At 71.9% G+C, this 23,900-nt stretch carries 21 protein-coding genes and 1 pseudogene; 15 read left to right on the forward strand and 7 right to left on the reverse strand.

Features of this window, described 5'->3' with window-relative positions:
- Positions 1-91: 91 nt before the first annotated feature.
- From ACIRB7_RS06045 to ACIRB7_RS06075, 7 genes are all read left to right on the forward strand, one after another.
- Positions 92-1,564, forward strand: a complete 1,473-nt coding sequence (locus tag ACIRB7_RS06045) for a sodium:solute symporter (protein WP_403593016.1) — start codon at positions 92-94, stop codon at positions 1,562-1,564.
- 75 nt (positions 1,565-1,639) lie between these two features.
- Positions 1,640-2,617 carry an agmatinase gene (gene speB, locus ACIRB7_RS06050; protein ID WP_403593018.1) on the forward strand — a complete coding sequence of 326 codons (978 nt, stop codon included), beginning with the start codon at positions 1,640-1,642 and terminating at the stop codon, positions 2,615-2,617.
- Between the two features lie 107 nt (positions 2,618-2,724).
- Complete coding sequence (locus tag ACIRB7_RS06055) at positions 2,725-4,407, forward strand: thiamine pyrophosphate-binding protein (protein ID WP_403593020.1); 1,683 nt, start codon at positions 2,725-2,727, stop codon at positions 4,405-4,407.
- Between the two features lie 172 nt (positions 4,408-4,579).
- Positions 4,580-8,356 (forward strand): ABC transporter ATP-binding protein, encoded by a 3,777-nt coding sequence (locus ACIRB7_RS06060; protein WP_403594344.1) that lies wholly within the window; start codon positions 4,580-4,582, stop codon positions 8,354-8,356.
- A gap of 181 nt (positions 8,357-8,537) precedes the next feature.
- Positions 8,538-8,891 carry a hypothetical protein gene (locus tag ACIRB7_RS06065; protein WP_403593023.1) on the forward strand — a complete coding sequence of 118 codons (354 nt, stop codon included), beginning with the start codon at positions 8,538-8,540 and terminating at the stop codon, positions 8,889-8,891.
- Positions 8,892-8,978: 87 nt separating this feature from the next.
- Positions 8,979-9,395 carry a hypothetical protein gene (locus tag ACIRB7_RS06070; RefSeq protein ID WP_403593026.1) on the forward strand — a complete coding sequence of 139 codons (417 nt, stop codon included), beginning with the start codon at positions 8,979-8,981 and terminating at the stop codon, positions 9,393-9,395.
- Positions 9,396-9,494: 99 nt separating this feature from the next.
- A complete protein-coding gene (locus ACIRB7_RS06075) occupies positions 9,495-10,973 on the forward strand; it encodes an aminopeptidase (protein ID WP_403593029.1) in 1,479 nt (492 codons plus the stop codon).
- Positions 10,974-11,031: 58 nt separating this feature from the next.
- On the opposite strand, the gene ACIRB7_RS06080 is transcribed toward ACIRB7_RS06075, so the two are convergent.
- A complete protein-coding gene (locus tag ACIRB7_RS06080; RefSeq protein WP_403593032.1) occupies positions 11,032-12,852 on the reverse strand; it encodes a glycoside hydrolase family 3 protein in 1,821 nt (606 codons plus the stop codon).
- Between the two features lie 421 nt (positions 12,853-13,273).
- On the opposite strand from ACIRB7_RS06080, the gene ACIRB7_RS06085 reads away from it, so the two are divergent.
- Complete coding sequence (locus tag ACIRB7_RS06085; protein WP_403593035.1) at positions 13,274-13,837, forward strand: AAA family ATPase; 564 nt, start codon at positions 13,274-13,276, stop codon at positions 13,835-13,837.
- A gap of 174 nt (positions 13,838-14,011) precedes the next feature.
- Here ACIRB7_RS06085 and ACIRB7_RS06090 read toward each other — a convergent pair whose 3' ends face one another.
- Positions 14,012-15,058, reverse strand: a complete 1,047-nt coding sequence (locus ACIRB7_RS06090; protein ID WP_403593038.1) for a LacI family DNA-binding transcriptional regulator — start codon at positions 15,056-15,058, stop codon at positions 14,012-14,014.
- Positions 15,059-15,180: 122 nt separating this feature from the next.
- On the opposite strand from ACIRB7_RS06090, the gene ACIRB7_RS06095 reads away from it, so the two are divergent.
- The 3 genes from ACIRB7_RS06095 to ACIRB7_RS06105 are packed head-to-tail and all read left to right on the forward strand — an operon-like array spanning position 15,181 to position 18,280.
- Entirely contained in the window at positions 15,181-16,332 is a 1,152-nt protein-coding gene (locus ACIRB7_RS06095; RefSeq protein WP_403593041.1) for a Gfo/Idh/MocA family protein, read from the forward strand.
- The gene (locus ACIRB7_RS06100) at positions 16,329-17,480 is read left to right on the forward strand and encodes a dihydrodipicolinate synthase family protein (protein WP_403593043.1); all 1,152 of its coding nucleotides are present in this window, start codon (positions 16,329-16,331) and stop codon (positions 17,478-17,480) included. Before ACIRB7_RS06095 ends, ACIRB7_RS06100 begins: the two co-directional genes overlap by 4 nt.
- A gap of 26 nt (positions 17,481-17,506) precedes the next feature.
- The gene (locus ACIRB7_RS06105; RefSeq protein ID WP_403594347.1) at positions 17,507-18,280 is read left to right on the forward strand and encodes a sugar phosphate isomerase/epimerase family protein; all 774 of its coding nucleotides are present in this window, start codon (positions 17,507-17,509) and stop codon (positions 18,278-18,280) included.
- Positions 18,281-18,385: 105 nt separating this feature from the next.
- Here the strand turns inward: ACIRB7_RS06105 and ACIRB7_RS06110 are convergent, their stop codons facing one another.
- On the reverse strand, positions 18,386-18,802 hold the full coding sequence (locus tag ACIRB7_RS06110) for a PIN domain nuclease (protein ID WP_403593046.1): 417 nt from the start codon (positions 18,800-18,802) through the stop codon (positions 18,386-18,388).
- Positions 18,799-19,035 (reverse strand): type II toxin-antitoxin system VapB family antitoxin, encoded by a 237-nt coding sequence (locus ACIRB7_RS06115; RefSeq protein WP_403593048.1) that lies wholly within the window; start codon positions 19,033-19,035, stop codon positions 18,799-18,801. Before ACIRB7_RS06115 ends, ACIRB7_RS06110 begins: the two co-directional genes overlap by 4 nt.
- A 165-nt stretch (positions 19,036-19,200) precedes the next feature.
- Between ACIRB7_RS06115 and ACIRB7_RS06120 the strand changes: the two genes are divergently transcribed.
- Positions 19,201-19,347: a hypothetical protein gene (locus ACIRB7_RS06120; protein ID WP_403593050.1), complete on the forward strand. Its 147-nt coding sequence runs from the start codon at positions 19,201-19,203 to the stop codon at positions 19,345-19,347.
- 71 nt (positions 19,348-19,418) lie between these two features.
- Here ACIRB7_RS06120 and ACIRB7_RS06125 read toward each other — a convergent pair whose 3' ends face one another.
- Together ACIRB7_RS06125 and ACIRB7_RS06130 are read right to left on the reverse strand one after the other, a co-directional pair.
- Positions 19,419-19,643 (reverse strand): DUF397 domain-containing protein, encoded by a 225-nt coding sequence (locus tag ACIRB7_RS06125; RefSeq protein WP_403593053.1) that lies wholly within the window; start codon positions 19,641-19,643, stop codon positions 19,419-19,421.
- The gene (locus ACIRB7_RS06130; protein WP_403593056.1) at positions 19,630-20,454 is read right to left on the reverse strand and encodes a Scr1 family TA system antitoxin-like transcriptional regulator; all 825 of its coding nucleotides are present in this window, start codon (positions 20,452-20,454) and stop codon (positions 19,630-19,632) included. Before ACIRB7_RS06130 ends, ACIRB7_RS06125 begins: the two co-directional genes overlap by 14 nt.
- 419 nt (positions 20,455-20,873) lie before the next feature.
- Between ACIRB7_RS06130 and ACIRB7_RS06135 the strand changes: the two genes are divergently transcribed.
- From ACIRB7_RS06135 to ACIRB7_RS06145, 3 genes and pseudogenes are all read left to right on the forward strand, one after another.
- A complete protein-coding gene (locus tag ACIRB7_RS06135) occupies positions 20,874-21,155 on the forward strand; it encodes a hypothetical protein (RefSeq protein WP_403593058.1) in 282 nt (93 codons plus the stop codon).
- Between the two features lie 131 nt (positions 21,156-21,286).
- Positions 21,287-22,328: pseudogene (locus ACIRB7_RS06140) on the forward strand (RHS repeat-associated core domain-containing protein); the annotation flags it as partial.
- A gap of 250 nt (positions 22,329-22,578) precedes the next feature.
- Entirely contained in the window at positions 22,579-22,914 is a 336-nt protein-coding gene (locus ACIRB7_RS06145; RefSeq protein ID WP_403594350.1) for a DUF6193 family natural product biosynthesis protein, read from the forward strand.
- A gap of 185 nt (positions 22,915-23,099) precedes the next feature.
- Here ACIRB7_RS06145 and ACIRB7_RS06150 read toward each other — a convergent pair whose 3' ends face one another.
- Positions 23,100-23,837 carry a hypothetical protein gene (locus ACIRB7_RS06150; RefSeq protein WP_403593061.1) on the reverse strand — a complete coding sequence of 246 codons (738 nt, stop codon included), beginning with the start codon at positions 23,835-23,837 and terminating at the stop codon, positions 23,100-23,102.
- Between the last annotated feature and the right edge of the window lie 63 nt (positions 23,838-23,900).

Raw genomic sequence — 23,900 nt, forward strand, 5'->3', positions numbered from 1 at the left:
GAGGCCGCGGGTACGGGCGGATGTCCCCGCGATCAGCACATCTGGTCACTCCCCCGCACGACACGCCACCGAGGTGAACGAAGGAGGGCCCATGGCCGTCGACTACACAGTGATCGTCCTGTACTTGGCCGGCATGCTCGCGATGGGCTGGTGGGGCATGCGCCGCGCCAAGTCCAAGAGCGAGTTCCTCGTCGCGGGCCGCCGCCTCGGACCCTGGATGTACTCCGGGACCATGGCCGCCATCGTCCTCGGCGGCGCCTCCACCATCGGTGGCGTCGGCCTCGGCTACAAGTACGGCCTCTCCGGCGCCTGGATGGTCTTCGCCATCGGCCTCGGCCTGCTCGCCCTGAGCGTGTTCTTCTCCGCCCGGATCGCCCGGCTGAAGGTCTACACCGTCTCCGAGATGCTCGACCTCCGCTACGGCGGGAGGGCCGGCATGATCTCCGGCGTCGTCATGTGGGCGTACACGCTGATGCTCGCGGTCACCTCGACCATCGCGTACGCCACGATCTTCGACGTCCTCTTCGACCTGCCCCGGTCCGTCGCGATCATCCTCGGCGGCACCATCGTCGTCGCGTACTCGACCCTCGGCGGCATGTGGTCCATCACCATCACCGACATGGTGCAGTTCGTGGTGAAGACCGTCGGCGTGCTGCTCCTCCTGCTGCCGATAGCCGTCGTCAAGGCCGGCGGCTTCGCCGAGATGAAGGCCGCGCTGCCCACCTCGTACTTCGAGCCCCTCGGCATCGGCGGCGAGACGATCTTCACGTACGTGCTGATCTACACCTTCGGCATGCTCATCGGCCAGGACATCTGGCAGCGGGTCTTCACCGCCCGGACCGACAAGGTCGCCAAGTGGGGCGGCACGGTCGCCGGTACGTACTGCCTCGTCTACGCCCTCGCCGGAGCCGTCATCGGCACGGCGGCGAAGGTGCTCTACCCGAAGCTGCCCAGCGCCGACGACGCCTTCGCCACCATCGTCAAGGACGAGCTGCCGATGGGCGTCCGGGGTCTCGTCCTCGCCGCCGCCCTCGCCGCCGTCATGTCCACCTCGTCGGGCGCGCTCATCGCCTGCGCCACCGTCGCCAACAACGACATCTGGTCGCGACTGCGCGGGCTCACCGCGAAGGACGGCGGGAACGACCACGACGAGGTGAAGGGCAACCGCCTCTTCATCCTGGTCATGGGCAGCGCCGTCATCCTCATCGCCATCGCCCTGAACGACGTCGTCCAGGCCCTCACCGTCGCCTACAACCTGCTGGTCGGCGGGCTCCTCGTGCCGATCCTCGGCGGGCTGCTCTGGCGCCGCGGCACCGTGCAGGGCGCGCTCGCCGCGGTCACCGTCGGCGGCCTGGCCGTGATCGGCCTGATGTGGGCTTACGGAATCTTGGCAAATGAGCCTGTTTACTATGGTTTGTTGGCCTCACTCGCCACCTATGTGATCGTTTCCCTGGCGACCCGCCCGACGGACGCCGCCGTGCTCGCGCACTGGCGCGCCCGCCTCGCGGGCCAGGACCCCCAGCAGCCCGACCCGGAGACGGAGAAGGCGGCCGTGACCGCCTGACGGCGGCCACCCCAGCCTCCGGGCGCCGCGACCCGGCCGCCCGGACCCACCGATACACCCCAGGAGGACCCGACCATGAGCAGCAGCGACCAGAACACCCCGCGCGGCCCGATCGACTCGTCCCGCATCCCGCGGTACGCCGGTCCCGCGACGTTCGCCCGGCTGCCGCGACTCGACGAGGTCGGCACCGCCGACATCGCCGTGGTCGGCGTCCCCTTCGACAGCGGCGTCTCCTACCGCCCCGGCGCCCGCTTCGGCGGCAACGCCATCCGCGAGGCCTCCCGCCTGCTGCGCCCCTACAACCCGGCGCAGGACGCCTCCCCGTTCGCCCTCGCCCAGGTCGCGGACGCCGGCGACATCGCCGCCAACCCGTTCAACATCAACGAGGCCGTCGAGACCATCGAGGCCGCCGCCGACGACCTCCTCGGCTCCGGCGCCCGCATGATGACCCTCGGCGGCGACCACACCATCGCGCTGCCGCTGCTCCGCTCCGTCGCCAAGAAGCACGGCCCCGTCGCCCTGCTCCACTTCGACGCGCACCTCGACACCTGGGACACGTACTTCGGCGCCGAGTACACCCACGGCACCCCGTTCCGCCGGGCCGTCGAGGAAGGCATCCTCGACACCGAGGCGCTCTCCCACGTCGGTACCCGCGGCCCGCTCTACGGCAAGCAGGACCTCACCGACGACGAGAAGATGGGCTTCGGCATCGTCACCTCGGCCGACATCTACCGCCGCGGCGCCGACGAGGTCGCCGACCAGCTGCGCCAGCGCATCGGGAACCGCCCGCTGTACATCTCCATCGACATCGACTGCCTCGACCCGGCCCACGCCCCCGGCACCGGCACCCCCGAGGCCGGCGGCATGACCTCCCGCGAGCTCCTGGAGATCCTCCGCGGCCTCTCCTCCTGCAACCTGGTGTCGGCGGACGTGGTGGAGGTGGCCCCGGCGTACGACCACGCGGAGATCACGGCGGTCGCGGCCTCGCACACCGCGTACGAACTGACGACGATCATGAGCCGCCAGATCGCCGAGAGCCGTACGGCGAAGTAGCCCCCTGTCGGGTTGTGGGCATACGTTCCGCAGGGCGGGACGGGTGGGCACAACCCGACCACCGGGCCGTACCGTACCGACCACGCCACGCCCCGAGGGGACCGTTCATGACCCACGACCACGACCTGGTCCTGCGCCCCACCGAGGCGCAGACCGCCGCCGCCCTGAATCCCCCGAAGGGCCGCAACGGCGGTGACCTCGTCGTCGAGACCCTCACCGGCCTCGGCGCCACCACCGTCTTCGGCCTCCCCGGCCAGCACGCCCTCGGCATGTTCGACGCCCTGCGCCGCTCCTCCCTCCGGTACGTCGGCCTCCGCGTCGAGAACAACGCGGGCTTCGCCGCCGACGCGTACGGCCGGATCACCGGCGAGGCCGCCCCGCTGCTGCTCTCCACCGGACCCGGCGCGCTCATGTCGCTCGCCGCGCTCCAGGAGGCCGCCGCCGCCTCCGCGCCCGTCCTCGCCATCGGCAGCCAGATCCCGGCGGCCGGCCTCGGCGGCGGGCGGCACGGCTACCTCCACGAGCTGCGCGACCAGCAGGCGTCCTTCCGCGACATCGTGAAGTCCGTCCACACGGTCCGTACGCAGTCCCAGATCCCGTCCGCGATCGCGGCGGCCTGGGAGTCGGCGCTCACCGCCCCCCACGGGCCGGTCTGGATCGAGATCCCGCAGGACGTGCTCCTCGCGGAGACGACCCTGCCCGTGGTCACGGCCATGGACGCGACGCCCGAGGAGGTCGCGCCGCGGCCCGAGCTGACGGCGGTCGCCGCGCACCTCCTCGCGAACGCCGAGCGGCCCGCGATCATCGCGGGCGGCGGAGTCGTACGCTCCGACGCCTCCGGCAAGCTCCTCGCGCTCGCGGAGCGCCTCGACGCCCCCGTCGTCACCACCTTCGGCGGCAAGGGCGCCTTCCCCTGGGAGCACCCGCTGTCGCTCCAGTCGTGGCTCGAGGACCGGCACACCACCGACTTCCTCGAGGACGCCGACGTGCTGCTCGTCGTCGGCTCCGGCCTCGGTGAGCTGTCCTCGAACTACCACACGTTCGCCCCGCGCGGCCGGGTGATCCAGATCGAGGCCGACGCCGGGAAGCTGGAGTCCAACCACCCGGCGCTCGGCATCCACGCGGACGCCCGCCTCGCCCTCCAGGCGCTCCTGGAGACGGCCCCCGAGCGGCGGGACCCGACGGCCCCCGAGCGGGTGCGTACGGTCCTCGCCAAGGTCAGGGACCGGATCGCCGCGCAGGACCTGGACCTGGAACAGCAGGTCGTCGCGGCCGTACGGGCGGCGCTGCCGGCCCGCTCGCCGAGCTTCTGGGACATGACGATCCTGGCGTACTGGGCGTGGTCGGCCTTCGACGCCCGGCACCCGAACACCATGCACTCCGCCCAGGGCGCCGGCGGCCTCGGCTACGGCTTCCCGGCCGCGCTCGGCGCGGCCGCCGCGGACCCGAGCCACCCGGTGCTCGCGGTCTCCGGCGACGGCGGCGCGATGTACTCGATCGCGGAGCTGGCGACGGCGAAGCAGTACGGCCTCGACGTGACGTGGCTGATCGTCGACGACGGCGGCTACGGCATCCTGCGCGAGTACATGACGGGCGCGTTCGGCGAGGCCACGGCCACCGAACTCACCCGCCCGGACTTCGTCGCCCTGTCGGAGTCCTTCGGCGTCCCGGCCACCCTGACGAGCCCGGAAACCCTGACGACGGACCTGACGAAGGCCCTCGCGACCCCGGGCCCCTCGGTCGTGGTTCTCCCGGCCCTCCTCCGCATGTTCGAACCGACGCACCTCTGAGCCGTCGCACCTCTGAGCCGTCGCACCTCTGAGCCGCCGCCCCGGCGCCCGTCCCCGTCCGTGAGGTCCTGAGACCAAAGCCCCGTCTTTGTTGCGGCGGGATGAAATCGCAGCCCAGGCGTGTTGGGCCTTCCGGCAGAGCAGGACGGACGGGAGGCCATTCGTGGCGGCGGTGGGGCAGAAACAGGCGCGGGAACCGGCGCGGGAACAGGCGCGGGAACAGGCGCGGGAACAGCAGGGCTGGGCGCGCAGGCTGGCCGGGTACGCATGGCGTTACCGGGCGAACACCCTGCTCGCGCTCGGGTCCTCCCTGCTCGGTATGGCCGTGCTCGCCCTCGTGCCGCTCGTCACCAAGGTGATCATCGACGACGTCATCGGGACGAAGACCCGGGACCTCGGCACCTGGACCGGCCTCCTCATCGGCGCCGCCGTCCTCGTCTACGTCCTCACCTACGTCCGCCGCTACTACGGCGGCCGCCTCGCGCTCGACGTCCAGCACGATCTGCGTACCGACATGTACGCCACCATCACCCGGCTCGACGGGCGGCGGCAGGACGAGCTGTCCACCGGGCAGGTCGTCGGGCGGGCCACCAGCGACCTCCAGCTGATCCAGGGCCTTCTCTTCATGCTCCCGATGACCATCGGGAACATCCTGCTCTTCCTCATCTCGCTGGCCGTCATGGCCTGGCTCTCCATCCCCCTGACCCTCGTCGCCCTCGCCGTCGCCCCCGCCCTCTGGTTCATCGCCAAGCGCAGCCGTACCCGCCTCCACCCCTCCACCTGGCACGCTCAGCAGCAGGCCGCCGTCGTCGCCGGTGTCGTCGACGGGGCCGTGACCGGCGTCCGGGTCGTCAAGGGCTTCGGCCAGGAGGACCAGGAGACCGGCAAGATCCGCGAGGCCGGGCGGAAGCTGTTCGCCGGCCGGCTGCGGACGGTCCGGCTGAACTCGCGGTACACCCCCGCCCTCCAGGCCGTCCCCGCCCTCGGCCAGGTCGCCGTCCTCGCCCTCGGCGGCTGGCTCGCCTACCGCGGCCAGATCACCCTCGGCACCTTCGTCGCCTTCTCCGCCTACCTGGCCTCCCTCGTCGGCCCGGTCCGCATGCTCGCCATGGTCCTCACCGTCGGCCAGCAGGCCCGCGCCGGCGTCGACCGGGTCCTCGACCTCGTCGACACCGAGCCGGTCATCCAGGACGGCACGAAGGAACTCCCCGCCGACGCCCCCGCCACCGTCGAGTTCGACGACGTGAGCTTCGCGTACGAGGACGGGCGGCCGGTGCTCGACGGCTTCTCCCTCGACATCCGGCCCGGTGAGACCGTCGCCGTCGTCGGCTCCTCCGGCTCCGGCAAGTCCACCGTCTCCCTCCTCCTGCCCCGCTTCTACGACGTCTCCCACGGCGCCGTCCTCGTCGGCGGCCACGACGTTCGCACCCTCACCCTCGACTCGCTGCGCGCCGCCATCGGCCTCGTCCCCGAGGACTCCTTCCTCTTCTCCGACACCGTCCGCGCGAACATCGCGTACGGCCTCCCGGACGCCACCCAGGAGCAGATCGAGACCGCCGCCCGCGCCGCCCAGGCCGACCGGTTCATCGCCGAGCTGCCCGAGGGGTACGACACCAAGGTCGGCGAGCACGGCCTCACCCTCTCCGGCGGCCAGCGCCAGCGCGTCGCGCTCGCCCGCGCGATCCTCACCGACCCCCGGCTCCTCCTCCTCGACGACGCCACCTCCGCCGTCGACGCCAAGGTCGAGCACGAGATCCACGAGGCCCTGAAGTCGGTGATGGCGGGCCGTACGACCCTGCTCATCGCCCACCGCCGCTCCACCCTCAACCTCGCCGACCGCATCGCCGTCCTCGACGACGGCCGGCTCGCCGACATCGGCACCCACGCGGAACTGGAGGAGCGCTCCCCGCTCTTCCGCCGCCTCCTCACCGACCCCGAGGAGCTCGGCGCCGTCTCGCCCGGCCACATCGCCCCGCCCGAAGTCCCCGAGGACCGCACCCTGCGGGCCGAGCTGGACGCGGAGTTCGACGCCGAGCGGGGCATCACCCCCACCCTGTGGGTACGGGACGAGGCCGCCGGCCAGGAGAGCGCCGCACCCGGTGCCACCCCCGAACTGCTCGCCGCCGTCGAGGCCCTCCCGCCGGCCGTCGACACCCCCGACGTCGACGAGGCCCGCGCGGTGTCACCCGAGGACGCCTACGGACTGCGCCGGCTGCTCCGCGGCTTCGGCCTCCCCCTGCTCATCAGCCTCGGACTCGTCGCCGTCGACGCCGGCATGGGTCTGCTGCTTCCCATCCTGATCCGGCACGGCATCGACGAGGGCGTGAACCGGCTCGCGGTCGGCGCCGTCTGGGCGGCCTCCGCGCTCGCCCTGGTCACCGTGCTCGTGCAGTGGGTGGCGCAGACCGCGGAGACCCGGATGACCGGCCGTACCGGCGAGCGGGTCCTCTACGCCCTGCGCCTGAAGATCTTCGCCCAGCTCCAGCGGCTCGGCCTCGACTACTACGAGCGCGAGCTCACCGGCCGGATCATGACCCGGATGACGACGGACGTGGACGCCCTGTCCACGTTCCTCCAGACGGGCCTGGTCACCGCCTTCGTCTCCGTCGTGACCTTCTTCGGCATCATGGTCGCGCTGCTCGTGCTCGACCTCCAGCTCGCCCTGGTCGTCTTCGCGAGCCTGCCGGTCCTCGCCGTCGCCACGTACTTCTTCCGCCGCTCCAGCGTGAAGGCGTACGAGCTGGCGCGCGAGCGGATCAGCGTCGTCAACGGCGACCTCCAGGAGTCGGTCTCCGGCCTTCGGATCGTGCAGGCCTTCCGCCGCGAGCGGTCGGGCGCGGCCCGGTTCGCCGAGCGCAGCGACTCCTACCGGGAGGCGCGCGTCCGGGGCCAGTGGCTGATCTCCATCTACTTCCCGTTCGTGACGCTGCTGTCCTCGGCAGCGGCCGCCGCCGTCATGATCGTCGGCGCGAACCGGATCGAGGCGGGCACGCTCACCACCGGCGCGCTCGTCGCCTACCTCCTCTACATCGACCTGTTCTTCGCCCCCGTGCAGCAGCTCTCCCAGGTCTTCGACGGCTACCAGCAGGCCGCCGTCTCGCTGAAGCGGATGCAGGAACTCCTCCAGGAGCCGACGTCGACGGCCGCCGCCGACAAGCCCCTCGACGTGCGGTCGCTGCGCGGCGAGATCGCCTTCGAGGACGTCTCCTTCGCGTACGGGGGAGAGGACGGCACCACGAAGAAGGAGACCGCCCTCACCGGCATCGACCTGCGCATCCCGGCAGGACAGACGGTCGCCTTCGTCGGCGAGACCGGCGCGGGCAAGTCGACCCTGGTCAAGCTGGTCGCCCGGTTCTACGACCCGACGGGCGGCCGGGTCACCGCCGACGGCACCGACCTGCGGGACCTCGACCTCACCGCGTACCGGCACCGGCTCGGCGTCGTCCCGCAGGAGGCGTACCTCTTCGCGGGGACGGTCCGGGACGCCATCGCGTACGGGCGTCCCGGGGCGACCGACGCCGAGGTGGAGGCGGCGGCCCGCGCGGTCGGCGCCCACGACATGATCGCGACCCTCGACGGCGGCTACCTCCACGAGGTCGCCGAGCGGGGCCGTAACCTCTCCGCCGGGCAGCGCCAGCTCATCGCCCTCGCCCGCGCCGAACTCGTCGACCCGGACGTGCTGCTCCTCGACGAGGCCACGGCGGCTCTCGACCTGGCCACCGAGGCCCAGGTCAACCAGGCCACCGACCGCCTCGCCGGCCGCCGCACGACCCTGGTCGTCGCCCACCGCCTGACCACGGCGGCCCGCGCGGACCGGGTGGTCGTCATGGACCACGGCCGGGTCGCGGAGGACGGCACCCACGAGGAGCTGCTCGCCCTGGGCGGCCGATACGCGGCCCTCTGGAGCACCTTCATCGGGGAGCCGGAGACGCAGGCGGAGCGGGTGTGAGGCGGGTGTGAATCGGGGGGTGTGAGGCGGGTGTGACGTGCGGGGAGCGAGACGGGTGTGAGGCGGGTGTGACGTGCGGGGAGCGAGACGGGTGTGAGGCGTGGGGAGTGAGTACGGGCCGCCGGGTGGGATGAGTACCCCGGCGGATCCCCCGCCCCCGCCCCGGTGCTTGGATCGGGGCATGAGCCACGAGACCCGTGCCCGCGCCGCCTCCCCCGTCCCCATCACCCCGCCGGACGTCGAGGGAGCACGGCTGCGGAGGCGGTCCAGGATCGGGGCCGGGCTGCTCCTGCCCGCGAGTCTGCTCGCCGGCCTCCTGGTGCTCAGCCGTGAGAACACCGCCAGTTGCCTCGCCCACGGGACGGCCTGCGACGGCACCCCCGGGTTCCTGTACGCCGCGAGTCTGGCGATCGCTCTCGCGGCGTTCGTGACCCTGCGGAGGACGTCCCGCCCCGGCGTCCGCCGGGTGGCCCTCCGGACCCAGCTCGGCGCCGAGGGCTTCTTCCTCCTCCTGCTCCTCATCGCCTTCGCGTAGACGCACGGGCCGGAGGCAACCGTTCCGGGGTCGGGTGCGTCGTACGCCCGTACGCCCGTACGCCGAACCACTCGGGAGGGGACCCGCATGCCCACGGACACGCAGAACGCACGACGTGGCCGACGGCTGCTCGCCCGTGTCCTCGCCCCGCTCCTCGCCGCCCTCGCCCTGCTCGTGCTCCCCGGCCCGGGCCCGGGCGCCGGGACCGCCGACGCCGCCTCCGTCTGTCACGGCAGGCCCGCCAGGACCATCGTCTTCGCCACCGGCGAGCTGCGCCTCTACAAGACCCGCCACTACGCCTGCGCCGTCACCGTGGCCAAGCAGCCCGGCGCCCGCCGGCCGATGGCCGTCTCGCTCCAGCCGCGAGGCGCCCGGCCCGCCGTCCGCTCCGGACGGTTCGACCGGCAGGCCGGGCCGGTGACCGTCCACGCACTCAACCGCTGTGTCCGCGCGACCGGTTCGGTGGCCGGGCGGGGCACTTCCACGGGCTGGATCCTGTGCTGATGTGCGGATAAGTCCAAGAGTAAGGACCAACTGGGTCTGGCGGTCCACACGTTGCCCCCGCTAGGTTCGCGACACCGTTGTGAACCATGGGGAGGACGAATGCGCAAGTCGCTCAGATGGCTGGTGTCGCTCTCGGTGCTCATAGGCACCGTCGGCTCCACGGGCGTGGCCACCGCCGCGGACACGGAGACCGACCGCACCACGTCCGTCGCCGACTCGCAGAGCACGGACACGCAGAGCACGGACACGCAGAGTACGGACATCAAGGACCGCCTCCTGGCGATCCCCGGGATGAGCCTGATCGAGGAGAAGCCGTACGCCGGCTACCGCTTCCTCGTCCTGAACTACGAGCAGCCGATCGACCACCGACGCCCGTGGGCGGGCACGTTCCAGCAGCGGATCTCCGTCCTCCACAAGGACACGGACCGCCCCACGGTCTTCCGCACCAGCGGCTACGGCCTGAGCACCACTCCGAGCCGGGCCGAGCCGACCCGGATCGTCGACGGCAACCAGATCTCCATGGAGTACCGTTTCTTCACGCCGTCCCGCCCGGCGCCGGCCGACTGGTCCAAGCTCGACATCTGGCAGGCGGCCAGCGACCAGCACCGGATCTTCACCGCCCTCAAGAAGATCTACGGCAAGAACTGGCTGTCCACCGGCGGCTCGAAGGGCGGCATGACCGCCACGTACTACGAGCGCTTCTACCCGCGTGACATGGACGGCGTCGTCGCGTACGTCGCCCCGAACGACGTGGTGAACAACGAGGACTCGGCCTACGACCGCTTCTTTGCGAACGTCGGCACCCAGGAGTGCCGCGACCGTCTGAACGGCATGCAGCGCGAAGCCCTCGTCCGCCGCGAGCCGCTGCAGAAGAAGTACAAGGAGTGGGCCGAGACCGAAGGCGCCACCTTCAACACGGTCGGCACGCTCGACAAGGCCTACGAGGCCGTCGTCCTCGACTTCGTGTGGGGCTTCTGGCAGTACTACGGCGAGGGCGTCTGCGACCAGATCCCGGACGCCAGGACGGCGAGCGACGACACCGTCTACGAGACGATCGACGCCTACTCCGGCTGGGCCGCCTACACCGACCAGGGCCTGGAGTACTACACGCCGTACTACTACCAGGCGGCGACCCAGCTCGGCTCGCCCACCATCAAGCAGCCGCACCTCGCGGGTCTCAGCCGTTACGGCTACCAGCCGGCCCGGAACTTCGTGCCGAGCTCGATCCCGATGAGGTTCCAGCCGCAGGTCATGCGGGACGTCGACAACTGGGTCCGGAAGAACGCGAACCAGATGCTCTTCGTCAACGGCCAGAACGACCCGTGGAGCGCCGAGCCGTTCCGCCTCGGCAAGGGTGCGCGCGACAGCTACGTCTACACCGCGCCGGGCGCCAACCACGGCGCGAACGTCGCCGGGCTCGCCGACGCCGAGCGTGAGAACGCCACCGCCCGCATCCTGGCCTGGGCCGGCGTCCCCGCCCCGGCCGTCCAGGCGGCGCAGCCGCTGGCCCGCTTCGACGCCCGCCTCGACAAGGCGGTCGACGAGGACGTGACCAGGGAGCACGGCGTGCGGCCGTAACCGCCTCGCAGGGTGAGGGGGGTGTGCCCGGACCGGGCGCACCCCCCTCGTCCGTCCGTCAGCGGTACGACAGGCCGTGGCCCACCGGATAGAGCACCTTCGCCGGGTCGGCCGCGTCCTGGACCGGGACCGGGAGCCGCCCCCTCGGCCGCGCCCGGCCCGCCAGGACCCGTACGGCGGCCCGGAGTTCGACGTCGGTCCAGGAGTAGGACGCGAGCGTCGCCCGCTGGCCGTCGATCCTGGCGATGTCGTACGGGTTGCGGATCGCGATCGTCACGACGGGCACCCCCGTCGCGACGAGCCGCGCCACGAGCGTGCGCTGCGGGCTGGTCGCGGTGACGTTGTACGTGCCGACGACGACCACGTCCTTGCCGGCGGCCGCCGCCACCGCCTCCTCGATCCTCGCGGCCGTCGGGGTGATCCCGGTGGAGAGCGCGGTCGCGGTGAACCCGAGTTCCCTCAGGGTCGTCGCCAGGGTGGTGGTGGGCGGCCCCGTGGTCCCGGACGGCGAGGCCGGGTCGGCGCCGACGACGAGGACCGAGGGGTGCGAGACCGGGCTGAGCGGCAGGAACTCGTCCTCGTTGAGGAGCAGGGTCGTGGTGCTCTCGGCGATCCGGTCGGCCTGCGCGAGATGGGCGGCGGAGCCGACCACCCGCTCGACGCCGGCCCGGGACACGTACGCGTTCCGGAACAGACCGAGCTTCGACTTCAGCCGCAGGATCCGCAGGATCGATTCGTCGAGCCGGTCCTCCGTCAGCTCGCCGTCCCTGACCGCCCTCAGGACCGCGTTCCACGCCACGTCGAGCTTCGGCGGGTTGAGCAGCTGGTCCACACCCGCCTTCAGCGCGAGGACCGGGACGCGGTCGTCCCCGTACTTGGTGCGCACCCCCTCCATGGCGAGCGAGTCGGTGACCACCACCCCGTCGTAGCCGAGCTGTTCGCGCAGGATGCCGGTGAGGATGGGCCGGGAGAGGGTCGCCGGGTCCTCGCTGGGGTCGAGCGCGGGGACCACGATGTGCGCGGTCATGATCGAGTCGATCCCGGCGGCGATCGCGGACCGGAAGGGCGGGGCGTCGAGCTCCGCCCACTGCGCCCGGGTGTGGGTGATCGTCGGCAGCCCGTAGTGACTGTCGACGGCCGTGTCGCCGTGCCCCGGGAAGTGCTTGGAGGTGGCCGCGACCCCCGCCCGCTGGTACCCCTTGACCTGCGCGGCGACGAGCCCGGCGACCGCCGCCGGGTCGGAGCCGAAGGAACGGACGCCGATGACCGGGTTGGCCGGGTTGACGTTGACGTCCGCGACCGGGGCGTAGTTCTGCCGGATGCCGACGGCCGCGAGTTCGGCGCCCGCGATCTGCGCCGCCCGGCGGGCGTCCGCGTGCGAGCCGCCCGCGCCGAGGGCCATCGCCCCGGGCACCAGGGTCGCGGGCTCGCCGACCCGGCAGACGATGCCGTGCTCCTGGTCGGTGGAGATGAGCACCGGGACCGGGGTGGGCTGCGCGAGCGCCGCCTGCTGGATGCCGTTGGAGAGCTCGGCGATCTGCTGCGGGGCGCGGGTGTTGTGGGCCCAGGTGAAGTAGATGACTCCGCCCACGTGGTAGCGCTCGACCAGCTCGGCGGCCGTACGGACGCCGATCTCCGCCAGGTTGGCGTCGATGTCGGCCTGGTCCGGGTCGGTCGCGGAGTGGCCGTACACCCGCATCACGAAGAGCTGGCCGACCTTCTGCGCGAGGGACATGCGGGCGATGATCCGCCGGAGCTTCCTGTCGTCGTGCCGCTCCTGCTCGGCGAGGGCGGGCGTGCTCACCCCGGTGACGGCGGCCGCTGCGGCGGCGGCGGTCACCGTGAGGAGGGTGCGTCGGGAGGGGGCGCGGTGGTGCACTGATGATGCTCCTTCCGGCCGTGCGAGGTTGTCGGGATCCCGGGAAGCCTCCCGTTGAAGGAAACTTCCAAGGAGTCACGGATAGCCCGAAAGTAACTGCCAGGTCAAGGACCCGCGCACGAATCGCCCACGGCGGCGATCCCGAGCCGGAGTTCCTGGAGCGTACGGACCACCTCCCGGATCGCGGGGCGCCGCGCCGCCCCCGCCTGCCCTGGTCCGCCACATGGAGCCCGGCCGACGCCCGGGGGCGGCCGGGGCCGACGCCCGGGGCGGGCGGCCGGGAATCCGGTGGCGGTTGGGAATCCGGTGCGCCCGGGAACCTCATGGCGGCCCAGGGGCCGGTGGCGCCCGGGAATCCCGTGGCGGTCGAGGAGCCCATCGCCGTATCGTCGTCCGGTCCCGTCCGCGAGGAAAGGCCCGTATGACCTTCGCGCACCTCACCGTCGACGCGCCCGAGCCCGCCCCCGGCGCCGTCCTGCTCGCCGGCATCCCCGGCAGCGGCAAGTCGACGGTCGCGGCGGCCCTCGCGGCCCGCTTCGCCCGCTCGGCGCACATCGAGGTCGACCACCTCCAGGAGCTGATCGTCCAGGGCTGCCACTGGCCCACTCCGGACGGCGACCCGGAGGCGGACCGTCAGATCCTGCTGCGCGCCCGCAACGCCTGCCTCCTCGCGGACAGCTTCACCACGGCCGGCTTCCTCCCGGTGCTCGACGACGTGGTCGTACGCCGCTCCCACCTGGACTTCTACCGCGCCCACCTGAAGGCGGGCCCGCTCCACGTGGTGTTCCTGGCCCCCGCCCCGGACAAGGCCTGGGAACGCAACAACGCCCGCCACAAGCGCCTGACGACGAACTGGTCGTTCCTGGACGAGGCGATGCGCGCCGAACTGTCCGGCGAGGGCGCCTGGATCGACAACACGGACCAGACGGTGGAGGAGACGGCGGAAGCGGTACTCGCGGCGACGGGGCTGACGGCGGGGGAGTAGGGAGCCGCAGCCCTCGGGCGCGGGTGCACCGCCGGACGACGGCGGCCGCTTGAGGCGTGCCGTGCCTGGTCGGGCGAGACGCCCCCGGCACCGGCGGGCCCCCGGGGGGCCTGTCGGGTCAGCAGACACTCCTCGAGAGACCCGAGCGTGCCCAGGGGGACGCCCGGACGCCCCCTACCCCCGAGGCCGCCCCGTCGACCCCCGTACCACCAGCTCCCCCGGGACCGTCTCCACGCCGCCCGTCGGAGGCTCCTCCGTGCCCATCGCCAGGCGGCCCGCGCGGGCCCCCGCCTCGTGGAGCGGGAGGCGTACCGTCGTCAGGGCCGGGACCGCGTCCACCGAGAACGGCAGGTCGTCGAAGCCCGCCACGGACACGTCGCCCGGGATGTCCAGGCCCCGTTCCCGCAGGGCCGCGCAGACGCCGAGGGCCACCGTGTCGTTGGCGGCGACGACCGCCGTGAGGTCCGGGTCGCGGGCGAGGAGTTCGGTCGTGGCCTCGTAGCCCGCCTGCCGGTCGTACGCGCCGTGGACCGTCGGGCCCTCCGCCACGCCCGCCTCCACGAGCGCCGCCCGGTGGCCTTCGAGGCGGTGCCGGGTCGTGGTCCGGTCGGCGGGCCCGGCCGCGTAGCCGATGCGCCGGTGGCCGAGCCCGAGCAGGTGCTCGGTGAGGCGCCGCGCGCCGGTCCTGTTGTCGAAGGCGAGCGCCGCCGCGTTCGCGTCGCCCGGCACCGGCGGCCGCCCGCACAGCACGACCCGCGTCCCCGCCTCCGCCAGCCTGGCGAGCTTGCCGGCCGTCGCCGCCAGGTGCGCGGGGTCCTCGAGCGAGCCGCCCATGAGGATCACGGCCGCGGCCCGCTGCCGCTGGAGCAGGGTGAGGTACGTCAGCTCGCGCGCGGGGGAGCCGCCGGTGTTGCAGACGACGGCGAGCTTCTCGCCGCCGCCCCGCCCCGACGCGCCCTCCCCGATCGCACTCTGCGCCGCGCTCGCCATGATCCCGAAGAAGGGGTCGGCGATGTCGTTGACGAGGACGCCGACCAGGTCGGAGGTGGCGGCGGCGAGGGAGCTCGCCGGGCCGTTGAGGACGTAGTCCAGCTCGTCCACCGCCCGCAGGACCCGCTCCCGGGTCGACTCGGCGACCGGGTAGTTGCCGTTGAGGACGCGGGAGACGGTCGCGGGGGAGACCCGTGCGCGGGCGGCCACGTCCGCCAGGGTGACGGTCATCGTGTGCGTACCTCCAGGGCCCTTGTCGACGGCGATGTCGGCAGGCTAGCGTCATCCTCGATGGAAAGCGCTTTCTATGGATGATCCGTGGGGCGCCGCACAACCGGGAGAGGAACCCTTTCGTGACACGCAGGACAGTCCGCATCGCCATGAACGGCGTCACGGGACGCATGGGATACCGCCAGCACCTCGTCCGCTCGATCCTCGCCCTGCGCGAACAGGGCGGCCTCGACCTCGGCAACGGCGAGACCCTCTGGCCCGAACCCGTCCTCGTCGGCCGTCGCGAGCACGCCCTGCGCGCGCTCGCCGAGCGCCACGGCCTCACCGAGTGGTCCACCGACCTCGACGCCGTCCTCGCCGACGACAGCGTCGACATCTACTTCGACGCCCAGGTCACCTCCGCCCGCGTCGAGGCGCTCACCAAGGCCATCGACGCCGGCAAGCACATCTACACCGAGAAGCCCACCGCCGCCGACCTCGCCGGCGCCCTCGACCTCGCCCGCCGCGCCTCGGAGAAGGGCGTCAAGCACGGCGTCGTCCAGGACAAGCTCTTCCTCCCCGGGCTGCTCAAGCTCAAGCGCCTCATCGACGGCGGCTTCTTCGGCGAGATCCTGTCCGTACGCGGCGAGTTCGGCTACTGGGTCTTCGAGGGCGACTGGCAGGACGCCCAGCGCCCCAGCTGGAACTACCGCTCCGAGGACGGCGGCGGCATCGTCGTCGACATGTTCCCGCACTGGGAGTACGTGCTCCACGAGCTGTTCGGCCGGGTCACCTCCGTCAGCGCCCACGTCGCCACCCACGTCCCGCGCCGCTGGGACGAGCAGGGCAAGCCGTACGAGGCCACCGCCGACGACGCCGCGTACGGCATCTTCCAGCTGGAGGGCGGCGCCGTCGCCCAGATCAACTCCTCCTGGACGGTCCGCGTCAACCGCGACGAGCTCGTCGAGTTCCAGGTCGACGGCACCCACGGCTCCGCCGTCGCCGGACTGCGCGGCTGCCGCGTCCAGCACCGCTCGGCCACCCCCAAGCCCGTCTGGAACCCGGACATCCCGGTCACCGAGTCCTTCCGCGACCAGTGGCAGGAGGTCCCCGACAACGCCGAGTTCGCCAACGGCTTCAAGGCCCAGTGGGAACTGTTCCTGCGGCACGTCACCCTCGGCGAGCCCTACCACTGGGACCTCCTCGCCGGCGCCCGCGGCGTCCAGCTCGCCGAGCTGGGCCTGAGGTCCGCCGCCGAGGGCCGCCGCCTCGACGTCCCTGAGGTGTCCCTGTGATCCGTCTGCCCGGACCCGACGGAGGCGTACGGGAGTACGAGCCGCGCGCCGAGCCCCTCGCGCTCACCACGACCGGCGCCCTGACCTCCCGTACGGTCTTCTCCGCCGCCCACGTCGTCGCCGACCCGTACGCCGACACCACCCCCGACTCCCCGGCCGCCGTCGACTGGGACGCCACCCTCGCCTTCCGCCGCCACCTCTGGTCCCACGGCCTCGGCGTCGCGGAGGCCATGGACACCGCCCAGCGCGGCATGGGCCTCGACTGGGCGGGCGCCGCCGAACTGATCCGCCGGTCCGCGGCCGAGGCCCGGAGCGTGGGCGGTCTGATCGCCTGCGGCGTCGGCACCGACCAGCTCACGGGCCCGGCCGACCTGCCGGCCGTCCGCAAGGCGTACGAGGAGCAGCTCGCCCTCGTCGAGGACACCGGCTCGCAGGCCATCCTGATGGCCTCCCGCGCCCTCGCCGCCGCCGCTTCCGGCCCCGAGGACTACCTCGACCTGTACGGCCACCTCCTCCGCCAGGCGAGCGAGCCCGTCGTCCTGCATTGGCTGGGCCCGATGTTCGACCCGGCGCTCGACGGGTACTGGGGCTCGGCCGACCTCGACACCGCCACCGAGACCTTCCTGGAGGTCATCGCCGCGCACCCCGACAAGGTCGACGGCATCAAGGTCTCCCTCCTCGACGCCCGCCGCGAGGTCGAACTCCGCCGCCGCCTCCCGGAAGGCGTCCGCTGCTACACCGGCGACGACTTCCACTACCCGGAGCTGATCGCCGGCGACGAGCAGGGTTTCAGCCACGCCCTGCTCGGCATCTTCGACCCGCTGGCACCCCTGGCGGCGGAGGCGGTCAGGACCCTGGACACGGGAGACGTCGCGGGCTTCCGCGCGATTCTCGACCCGACGGTCGCCCTCTCCCGGCACCTCTTCCAGACCCCGACCCGCTTCTACAAGACCGGCGTCGTCCTCCTCGCCTGGCTGGCCGGCCACCAGGACCACTTCACGATGGTCGGCGGACTCCACTCCGCCCGCTCGCTCCCGCACCTCGCGAAGGCGTACGAACTGGCGGACGGCCTGGGCCTGTTCCCGGACCCGGCGCTGGCGGAGGCCCGCATGCGATCCCTCCTCACGGTGTACGGAGTCCCGCAGTGAACCTGGACAGCCTCGGCATCAACCAGATGACGGTCAAACAGCTCACCCTGCCCGACCTCGTCGCCCACTGCGTCCGCCTCGGCATCCCGGGCGTGGGCCTGTGGCGCGCGCCCGTCCAGGAGTACGGGGTGGAGGCGGCGGCCGCACTGGTGCGGGACGCGGGCCTCACGGTCACCACCCTCTGCCGGGGCGGCTTCTTCACCGCCGAAGGGTGGGAGGAGGACAACCGCGCGGCGATCGACGAGGCGGCGACGCTCGGCACCGACACCCTCGTCCTGGTCTCCGGCGGCCTCACCCCCGCCTGCCCCGACCTGCCGTCGGCCCGGGAGCGCATCACGGAGGCGATCGGCGAACTGGCCCCGTACGCGGGGGAGCGCGGCATCCGCCTCGCCATCGAACCCCTCCACCCGATGTACGCCTCCGACCGCTGCGCGATCTCCACCCTGGACCAGGCGCTGGCCATCGCCGAGCACTTCCCGCCCGAGCAGGTGGGCGTGGTGGTCGACACGTACCACCTGTGGTGGGACGACCGGGCCCCGGCGGCGGTGGAACGGGCGGGCGCGGCCGGTCGTATCCACTCCTTCCAACTCGCCGACTGGACCACCCCGCTCCCGGCGGGAGTCCTCAACGGCCGAGGCCAACTGGGCACCGGCTGCATCGACCTCCGCGCCTGGGCGGACCTGGTCGAGAAGGCGGGCTACACGGGCCCGGTCGAGGTGGAACTCTTCAACGACGACCTGTGGGCGAGGGACGGCGTGGAGGTCCTGGAGGAGACGCTGAGCCGCTTCCTGACCATCTGAGACCGCGCGGCCCCGGTGCGGAGGGGCCGCGAGGCGAGGCCGCCCGGGCCGTGCGGGACCGGGCGGCTGTGGGCGTACGGGGCCCGGCGCGCTGCCTGTGAGCGGTCACCCACCCAGGTGCCGCACGTCCTGCTGCTCGACCTCCTTGAGGACGCGGGCGACCGTGGCGAAGTCGTTGTCCCGGTGCAGGAGGGTCAGCCCGTGATGGACCGCCGTGGCGCAGAGGAGCAGATCCACCACGCCCGCCGCGCGATGCTGGCCCTTCTGGGTCAGCTTGTACTGGGCGGTTTCCACCCATCGCCACGCGTCCTTCGGAACCCGGACGGCCGTGAACATGGCGGAGAGGTCCTCAGCGGTCTCATCGCGGTCGTCCACGCTGGTGGCGCTGAAGAGGATCTCCGCCCGGGTGGCCTCGCACATGCCGATGGCGCCGGTCTCGATCTCGGCTTCCCAGCGCCGCTGGGCCGCCGGATCGGTGCCGAGGTGGACGTACGCGCTGGTGTCGATGAGGTAGGTGATCACTCGACGTTCCCGCCGCGCTGGGCGGCCTTACGGGCTTCCCAGTGGCGGCGCGTGGGCTCCAGCTCCCCTCGCGCGCCACGCTCCGCGAGACGCTGGAACGCCTCCCGGCGGTGATGGCGCCTGATGACTTCTTCCAGGGCGGTGTTGATCGTGTCCTTCTTCGTGGTCGTACCGAGCAGTTTCGCGGCCTCGGCAAGTACGTCGTCGTCCACATCCACGTTGGTCACGCCCATGATCACCCTCCATGTGGGTCATGTGGGAAGAATGCACACCGCTCATACATCGTAGCCCGGGGCCACCGGAAGCCGCCACAGGCGCGTCTCCCGGCGCCCCGGGCGCCCCGCCGGGGAACCCTCCCGCCCACGCCAGGCGTCCTGGGAGGGTGGGGGGTGGGGAGTGTGCCGGAGTGGCTGTGGGCGGTGTTGATTCCGGCAGGGTTGGCCGGGGTGGGTGTCGGCGGGTTCCTGATCTGGGCGAAGCTCGGGACGGACCGGCCCGTGGAGCATCACAGCGTGGAGCAGAAGGAGTGGAATCCGGGCGGCTGAGCCAGGCGGGGAGAGGCCGAAGCCGGGGCCGGACACCCTCCCGAACCCTCGGGCTCGTGCGGTGCGGAGGGTCAGGCGGAGAAGCGGCCGTCCTTGACGGCGGTGACGAAGGCGGACCAGCCGTGGGCCGAGAAGACTACGGCGGGCCCGGTCACAGCCTTGCTGTCACGGACGGGGACACCGGCGTGGCCGCGGGCGGCCTCAAGGCACTCGCCCTGATCGCCGCCGCTGTAGCTGGACTTGTACCACCCGGTGAGGGCGGACGCGTCGGAGACGGTGTGCTCACTGTGGACCATGTGCGTATTCCTCTGCTGCTGCCCTCACGAGGGCCAGTGACTCCTGTCGCGACAGCGCGTCGCTCAGAGCCAGAGCGTAGGCCGTGCGACTGGCGTTCACCAGGGACGGATCGTCCATCAGGTTGCCCGTGAGGAATGCCTCCACGTAGGCGACCGGGGCAGAGTCCTCGAAGCTCATGAGGGTGAGCAGGCTCTGCTGGAGCGCGTGCGCACCGGCGCTGTTCGGCAGCACGTGCAACCGGATTCGTCCGGCCTCGGCCAAGTCCACGATCCTGCGGAGCTGTTCAGCCATCACCTGACGCCCCCCGACCTCGCGCCGAAGCACGGCCTCGTCGAGCAGCGTCCAGATGACAGGATTCGCCGGTCCTTCGAGGATGCGAGCACGCTTTGTTCGGATGACAACGGCCTCGTCAAGTTCCTCCGCCGTGTGGTTCGGCCGGTACGCCCGAAACAGAGCGCGGGCGTACTCAGGCGTCTGGAGCACACCGGGGACCAGCGACAGCGCGAACTGTTTGATCGTCGAGGCCTGTGGTTCCAGCTCGGCCGCCGCCGCGAAGTGGTCGGCGTACTTGGACTCCAGATCCTGAAGCCAGCGCTCGAAGAACCCGTCCGTCCCCAGCGCCCGGTCGATCCGTCGCGCGTCGTCCGGCTTCGGGAGCCGTCTGCCCGCTTCGAAGTGGCTGATCAGTGTGGGCGAGCACACCACCAGGTCACCCAGCGCCTCCTGCGTGAGTCCGGCGGCGACGCGCCGGAGCCTCAACTCCTCCCCGTACTTCTCGCGTGGCGTACGCGGCTTACGGCGCTGATCCATGCACTCAACTCCCCAACCTGACCGATGCGCTGTCAAGGCTCCACCCCTGGCAGCGTAGTCAGCGGCGACCCCAAGCTGTGAGGGATTCGACACACAAAGCGACGAAAGTGGGTCTCCATGTCCTCTCGCCTCACACAACTGAGGGAGGCACTCACCCGTTGCCTCCGTCCCTTCCGGTGGTGGGACGCGGGCTCTCGGCCGGTCCCGTCCCACCCCACGTACCCGTACTCCTGCGTGTACGTCCACGGGCCGACCGCGCACCGCACCGGGACCGTTCCCCCGCGCGGCGAGGACAGCCCTCTGGTGCGTCCGTACCTGCTCGCTCACGAGCGGCGGACGGTCGCCCGGCGCGCCCTGCGGATCGTCGGGCCGGGGGCGGACGTCGGTGTGCTGCCGACGATCCCCGTCGGGGTGACGCGGTGAGCACCGGAAGGCTGTTGCCCTGGACGGGGGAGGACGGGCGCCCCTGCTATCTGCTGTCGGACGGTTCGGGTCGGGTGGCCCGGCTCGCCGACGACATCGAGGCCCTCCAGCTCGGGATGGCGGGCGACCTCCTTGCCCACGCCGCCGAGCTCCTCGCGGACCGCCGGGCGTCCAGCGGTGAACTGCGCTACCTCGCGCGCTGCCTGATTGGGTCCCTGCGGGACGTGAAGCGGGTCGCGGACAGCCGGGGAGGGCAGCTCGTACGGCAGGAGCGCTGACGGTTTTCACAGGCGGGGCCGGTTGACCGTGAGACGTGTGCTACTGGCTGAGCGAATTTCCTACAGCCGGGACGAGAAGAGTGAGTCCATTGAGGCTCAAGACGCCAGGCTGAGGTCCAGGGCGGCAGAGGGGGCGGGAGACGGGGCGGCAGATCGGCGATTCGCTGTCGATCGAGCACACGTACGACGGCCTGGGTCGCACGACCGGTCAGCGGGTCACCGGTCCCGACGGCCGGACGGTCCAGCAACGGACGTACACCTACCGTGCGGACGGCCGGCTCACCTCCGTGGACGACCAGCTCGCCGGCCGGCGGGAGTTCCGACTGACGGGCGACGGCCGGGTCTCGGCCGTCACGGCGGAGAACTGGAGCGAGCGGTACGCGTACGACGAGGCCGGCAACCAGACCGACGCGGACTGGCCGGGCGCCGGCGAGGCGGCCGGGCCCCGCGTCTACACCGGCACCCGGATCACCTCGGCCGGCCGCACCCGCTACGAGCACGACGCCCAAGGCAGGGTCGTACTCCGCCAGAAGACCCGTCTCTCGCGGAAGCCCGACACCTGGCACTACGGCTGGGACGCCGAGGACCGCCTCGTCTCGGTCACCACCCCCGACGGGACGCGCTGGCACTACGTGTACGACGCGCTCGGCCGCCGCACAGCCAAGCGGCGACTGGCGCCTGACGGGGTCTCGGTCGTCGAGGAGACGACGTTCACGTGGGACGGCGACACGCTCTGCGAGCAGAGCACACGGGTGACGGGCACGCCCGAGACGATCGCCCTGACGTGGGACCACGACGGAACGAGGCCCGCTCACCCAGGTGGAACGGCGCCTCGTGGACCAGGAGGAGATCGACCGCCGCTTCTTCGCCGTGATCACGGACCTGGTCGGCACCCCGCGCGAACTGGTCGACGAGCAGGGCGACGTGACCTGACGCACCCGGACCACGCTGTGGGGCGCCACCACCTGGAACCGGAGCGCCACGGCGTACACGCCCCTGCGCTTCCCCGGGCAGTACTTCGACCCGGAGTCGGGCCTCCACTACAACCGCCACCGGCACTACGACCCGGACACCGGCCGCTACGTGTCGCCGGATCCGCTGGGGCTGAACCCGGCCCCCAACGCGGTCACGTACGTCGACGACCCGACGACGTCGATCGACCCGCTGGGACTCGAGATGTGCCCGCACCGAGGTCCCGACCGGCCGCGGCACAGTGTGGTGCTCGGACTGAACCAGCCGCCCCCCGACGGGGCTGGTCGGCCGGCCGTGGGAGGAGATCCGTTGGTACACGTCCGACGGCCGCGACGGGTTCACGGAGATCAAGGTGCCGACTCCGGACATCCCGGAGATCCAGCTCGGCAGGCCCAAAGGGAAAGGCGACTGAGTGACTGACGAGACACCCGCACAGAGTGCCGCGGAGATCGTGGAGGCCCAATGGCGCACGGTTCTGCCGTACGGGCCGGAGGTGATCGAGCCCGAGATGGTCCGGGCCGCCTTTGCGCAGCCGCGGCTACGGCAGCTCTTTCCCGGCGTGAGCCACGGAATCCTGCTGTTGAGCCGCTGCGTCGGATATCCCCATCCGAGGGACGTACCGGCCGTGTATCCCCTCGGGGAAGGAGGCTACGAGGTGACGAACCGTGCCGGGGCGGAGGAGGTCCACGGCCGATTCGCGACGGCCGAGGAGGCGTTCGCCGAGGTTGCGGCCCACCTGCCCGAAGGCTGCGGGCCGGCCGTCCTGGGGACGGTGGACGACCTGTGAGGCGCGCGGGGTGAGCCGCGTGCGCGCGGGCCGGTGACGGTGACCGCGTTCGCCCGGGCCGCGCTCGCTGTCCGACCGGTTCGCTACCTTCGGGGCATGTCCAACGAAGGTCGCGGGCCGGGGTCGGCAGTGCTCGAAGGTGTCCTTGAGCGCAACCCCACTTCTCCAAACCAAAGTGACTGACGTTACGCCTGGGTCGTGACCTGGTCGGCTACGGAGAAGTCGGTTTCGCAGTCCGGGCAGGTCGCGCTCCCGAAGACGAAGGTCAGCAGGCGTGCGACGTCGTGTTGACCGTCGGTGAGTGCGATGTCGTGAAGACGTCGACCGAGGCCTTCCAGACCTGCGGGGCTCGTCGGTCGCAGCGGCCGGGTCTCGATGCTGTCGTCCGACAGTGCGTAGTCCTCGCCGGTGCAGAAGAACCCGCGTTCACCGAGGACGATGAACAGGTCGGTTTCGCAGCCGGGACAGGAGACTTCGAACTCCTCGTTCCCGAGCCCCCATGCCAGGTCCTCGCTCCATCCCGCGACGCCCTCGAAGCCGAGCATGGACTCCAGGAGATCGATGTACTCCGTGCGATGGGTCGCGGTCCGGAGATGGCGGTTCACCGATGCCAGCAGGGTCGCGATCTCCGCCGAGTGCTGTGTGCGGACATCGCCGGCTCCGTGCGGCTGCTCGGCGCCCGCCATGATGGCGCCCGCCAGGTTCAGAGCGTTCACGGCTTGACCTCGGTCTGCATTGCCAGCCATGTCGGCCAGCCAGGGCAGCGCCGCGAAGCTGGCCGAGTACACGCTGCCCTGATGGCAGAGTGCGGACCACAGGTCGTTCCAGAGCTCTGGCTTGGGCTCGAACGCGATGCGTGCGAGCAGGGCGGGTATGTCTTCGGCGGAGCCGTAGGCGTGGCTGAGTTGCGGCCAATCTGTCATGCCGGGGATCCCATCACACCTGTGGCTGCGAGAAACCACGAGATGGCCGCTCTGTCGGTGGCG

It is taken from the genome of Streptomyces sp. NPDC093795 (genome assembly GCF_044764665.1).
In the GTDB taxonomy this organism is placed as follows: Bacteria; Actinomycetota; Actinomycetes; order Streptomycetales; family Streptomycetaceae; genus Streptomyces.

What these genes read in the sequence shown, in the direction of transcription:
- ACIRB7_RS06075 (WP_403593029.1), top strand. Translation starts at nt 9,495, where the DNA reads ATGCGCAAGTCGCTCAGATGGCTGGTGTCGCTCTCGGTGCTCATAGGC.
- ACIRB7_RS06085 (WP_403593035.1), top strand. Translation starts at nt 13,274, where the DNA reads ATGACCTTCGCGCACCTCACCGTCGACGCGCCCGAGCCCGCCCCCGGC.
- ACIRB7_RS06130 (WP_403593056.1), bottom strand. Translation starts at nt 20,454, where the DNA reads ATGGATCAGCGCCGTAAGCCGCGTACGCCACGCGAGAAGTACGGGGAG.
- ACIRB7_RS06150 (WP_403593061.1), bottom strand. Translation starts at nt 23,837, where the DNA reads ATGACAGATTGGCCGCAACTCAGCCACGCCTACGGCTCCGCCGAAGAC.
- ACIRB7_RS06115 (WP_403593048.1), bottom strand. Translation starts at nt 19,035, where the DNA reads ATGGGCGTGACCAACGTGGATGTGGACGACGACGTACTTGCCGAGGCC.
- ACIRB7_RS06045 (WP_403593016.1), top strand. Translation starts at nt 92, where the DNA reads ATGGCCGTCGACTACACAGTGATCGTCCTGTACTTGGCCGGCATGCTC.
- ACIRB7_RS06090 (WP_403593038.1), bottom strand. Translation starts at nt 15,058, where the DNA reads ATGACCGTCACCCTGGCGGACGTGGCCGCCCGCGCACGGGTCTCCCCC.
- ACIRB7_RS06125 (WP_403593053.1), bottom strand. Translation starts at nt 19,643, where the DNA reads ATGGTCCACAGTGAGCACACCGTCTCCGACGCGTCCGCCCTCACCGGG.
- ACIRB7_RS06105 (WP_403594347.1), top strand. Translation starts at nt 17,507, where the DNA reads ATGACGGTCAAACAGCTCACCCTGCCCGACCTCGTCGCCCACTGCGTC.
- ACIRB7_RS06070 (WP_403593026.1), top strand. Translation starts at nt 8,979, where the DNA reads ATGCCCACGGACACGCAGAACGCACGACGTGGCCGACGGCTGCTCGCC.
- ACIRB7_RS06065 (WP_403593023.1), top strand. Translation starts at nt 8,538, where the DNA reads ATGAGCCACGAGACCCGTGCCCGCGCCGCCTCCCCCGTCCCCATCACC.
- ACIRB7_RS06055 (WP_403593020.1), top strand. Translation starts at nt 2,725, where the DNA reads ATGACCCACGACCACGACCTGGTCCTGCGCCCCACCGAGGCGCAGACC.
- speB (WP_403593018.1), top strand. Translation starts at nt 1,640, where the DNA reads ATGAGCAGCAGCGACCAGAACACCCCGCGCGGCCCGATCGACTCGTCC.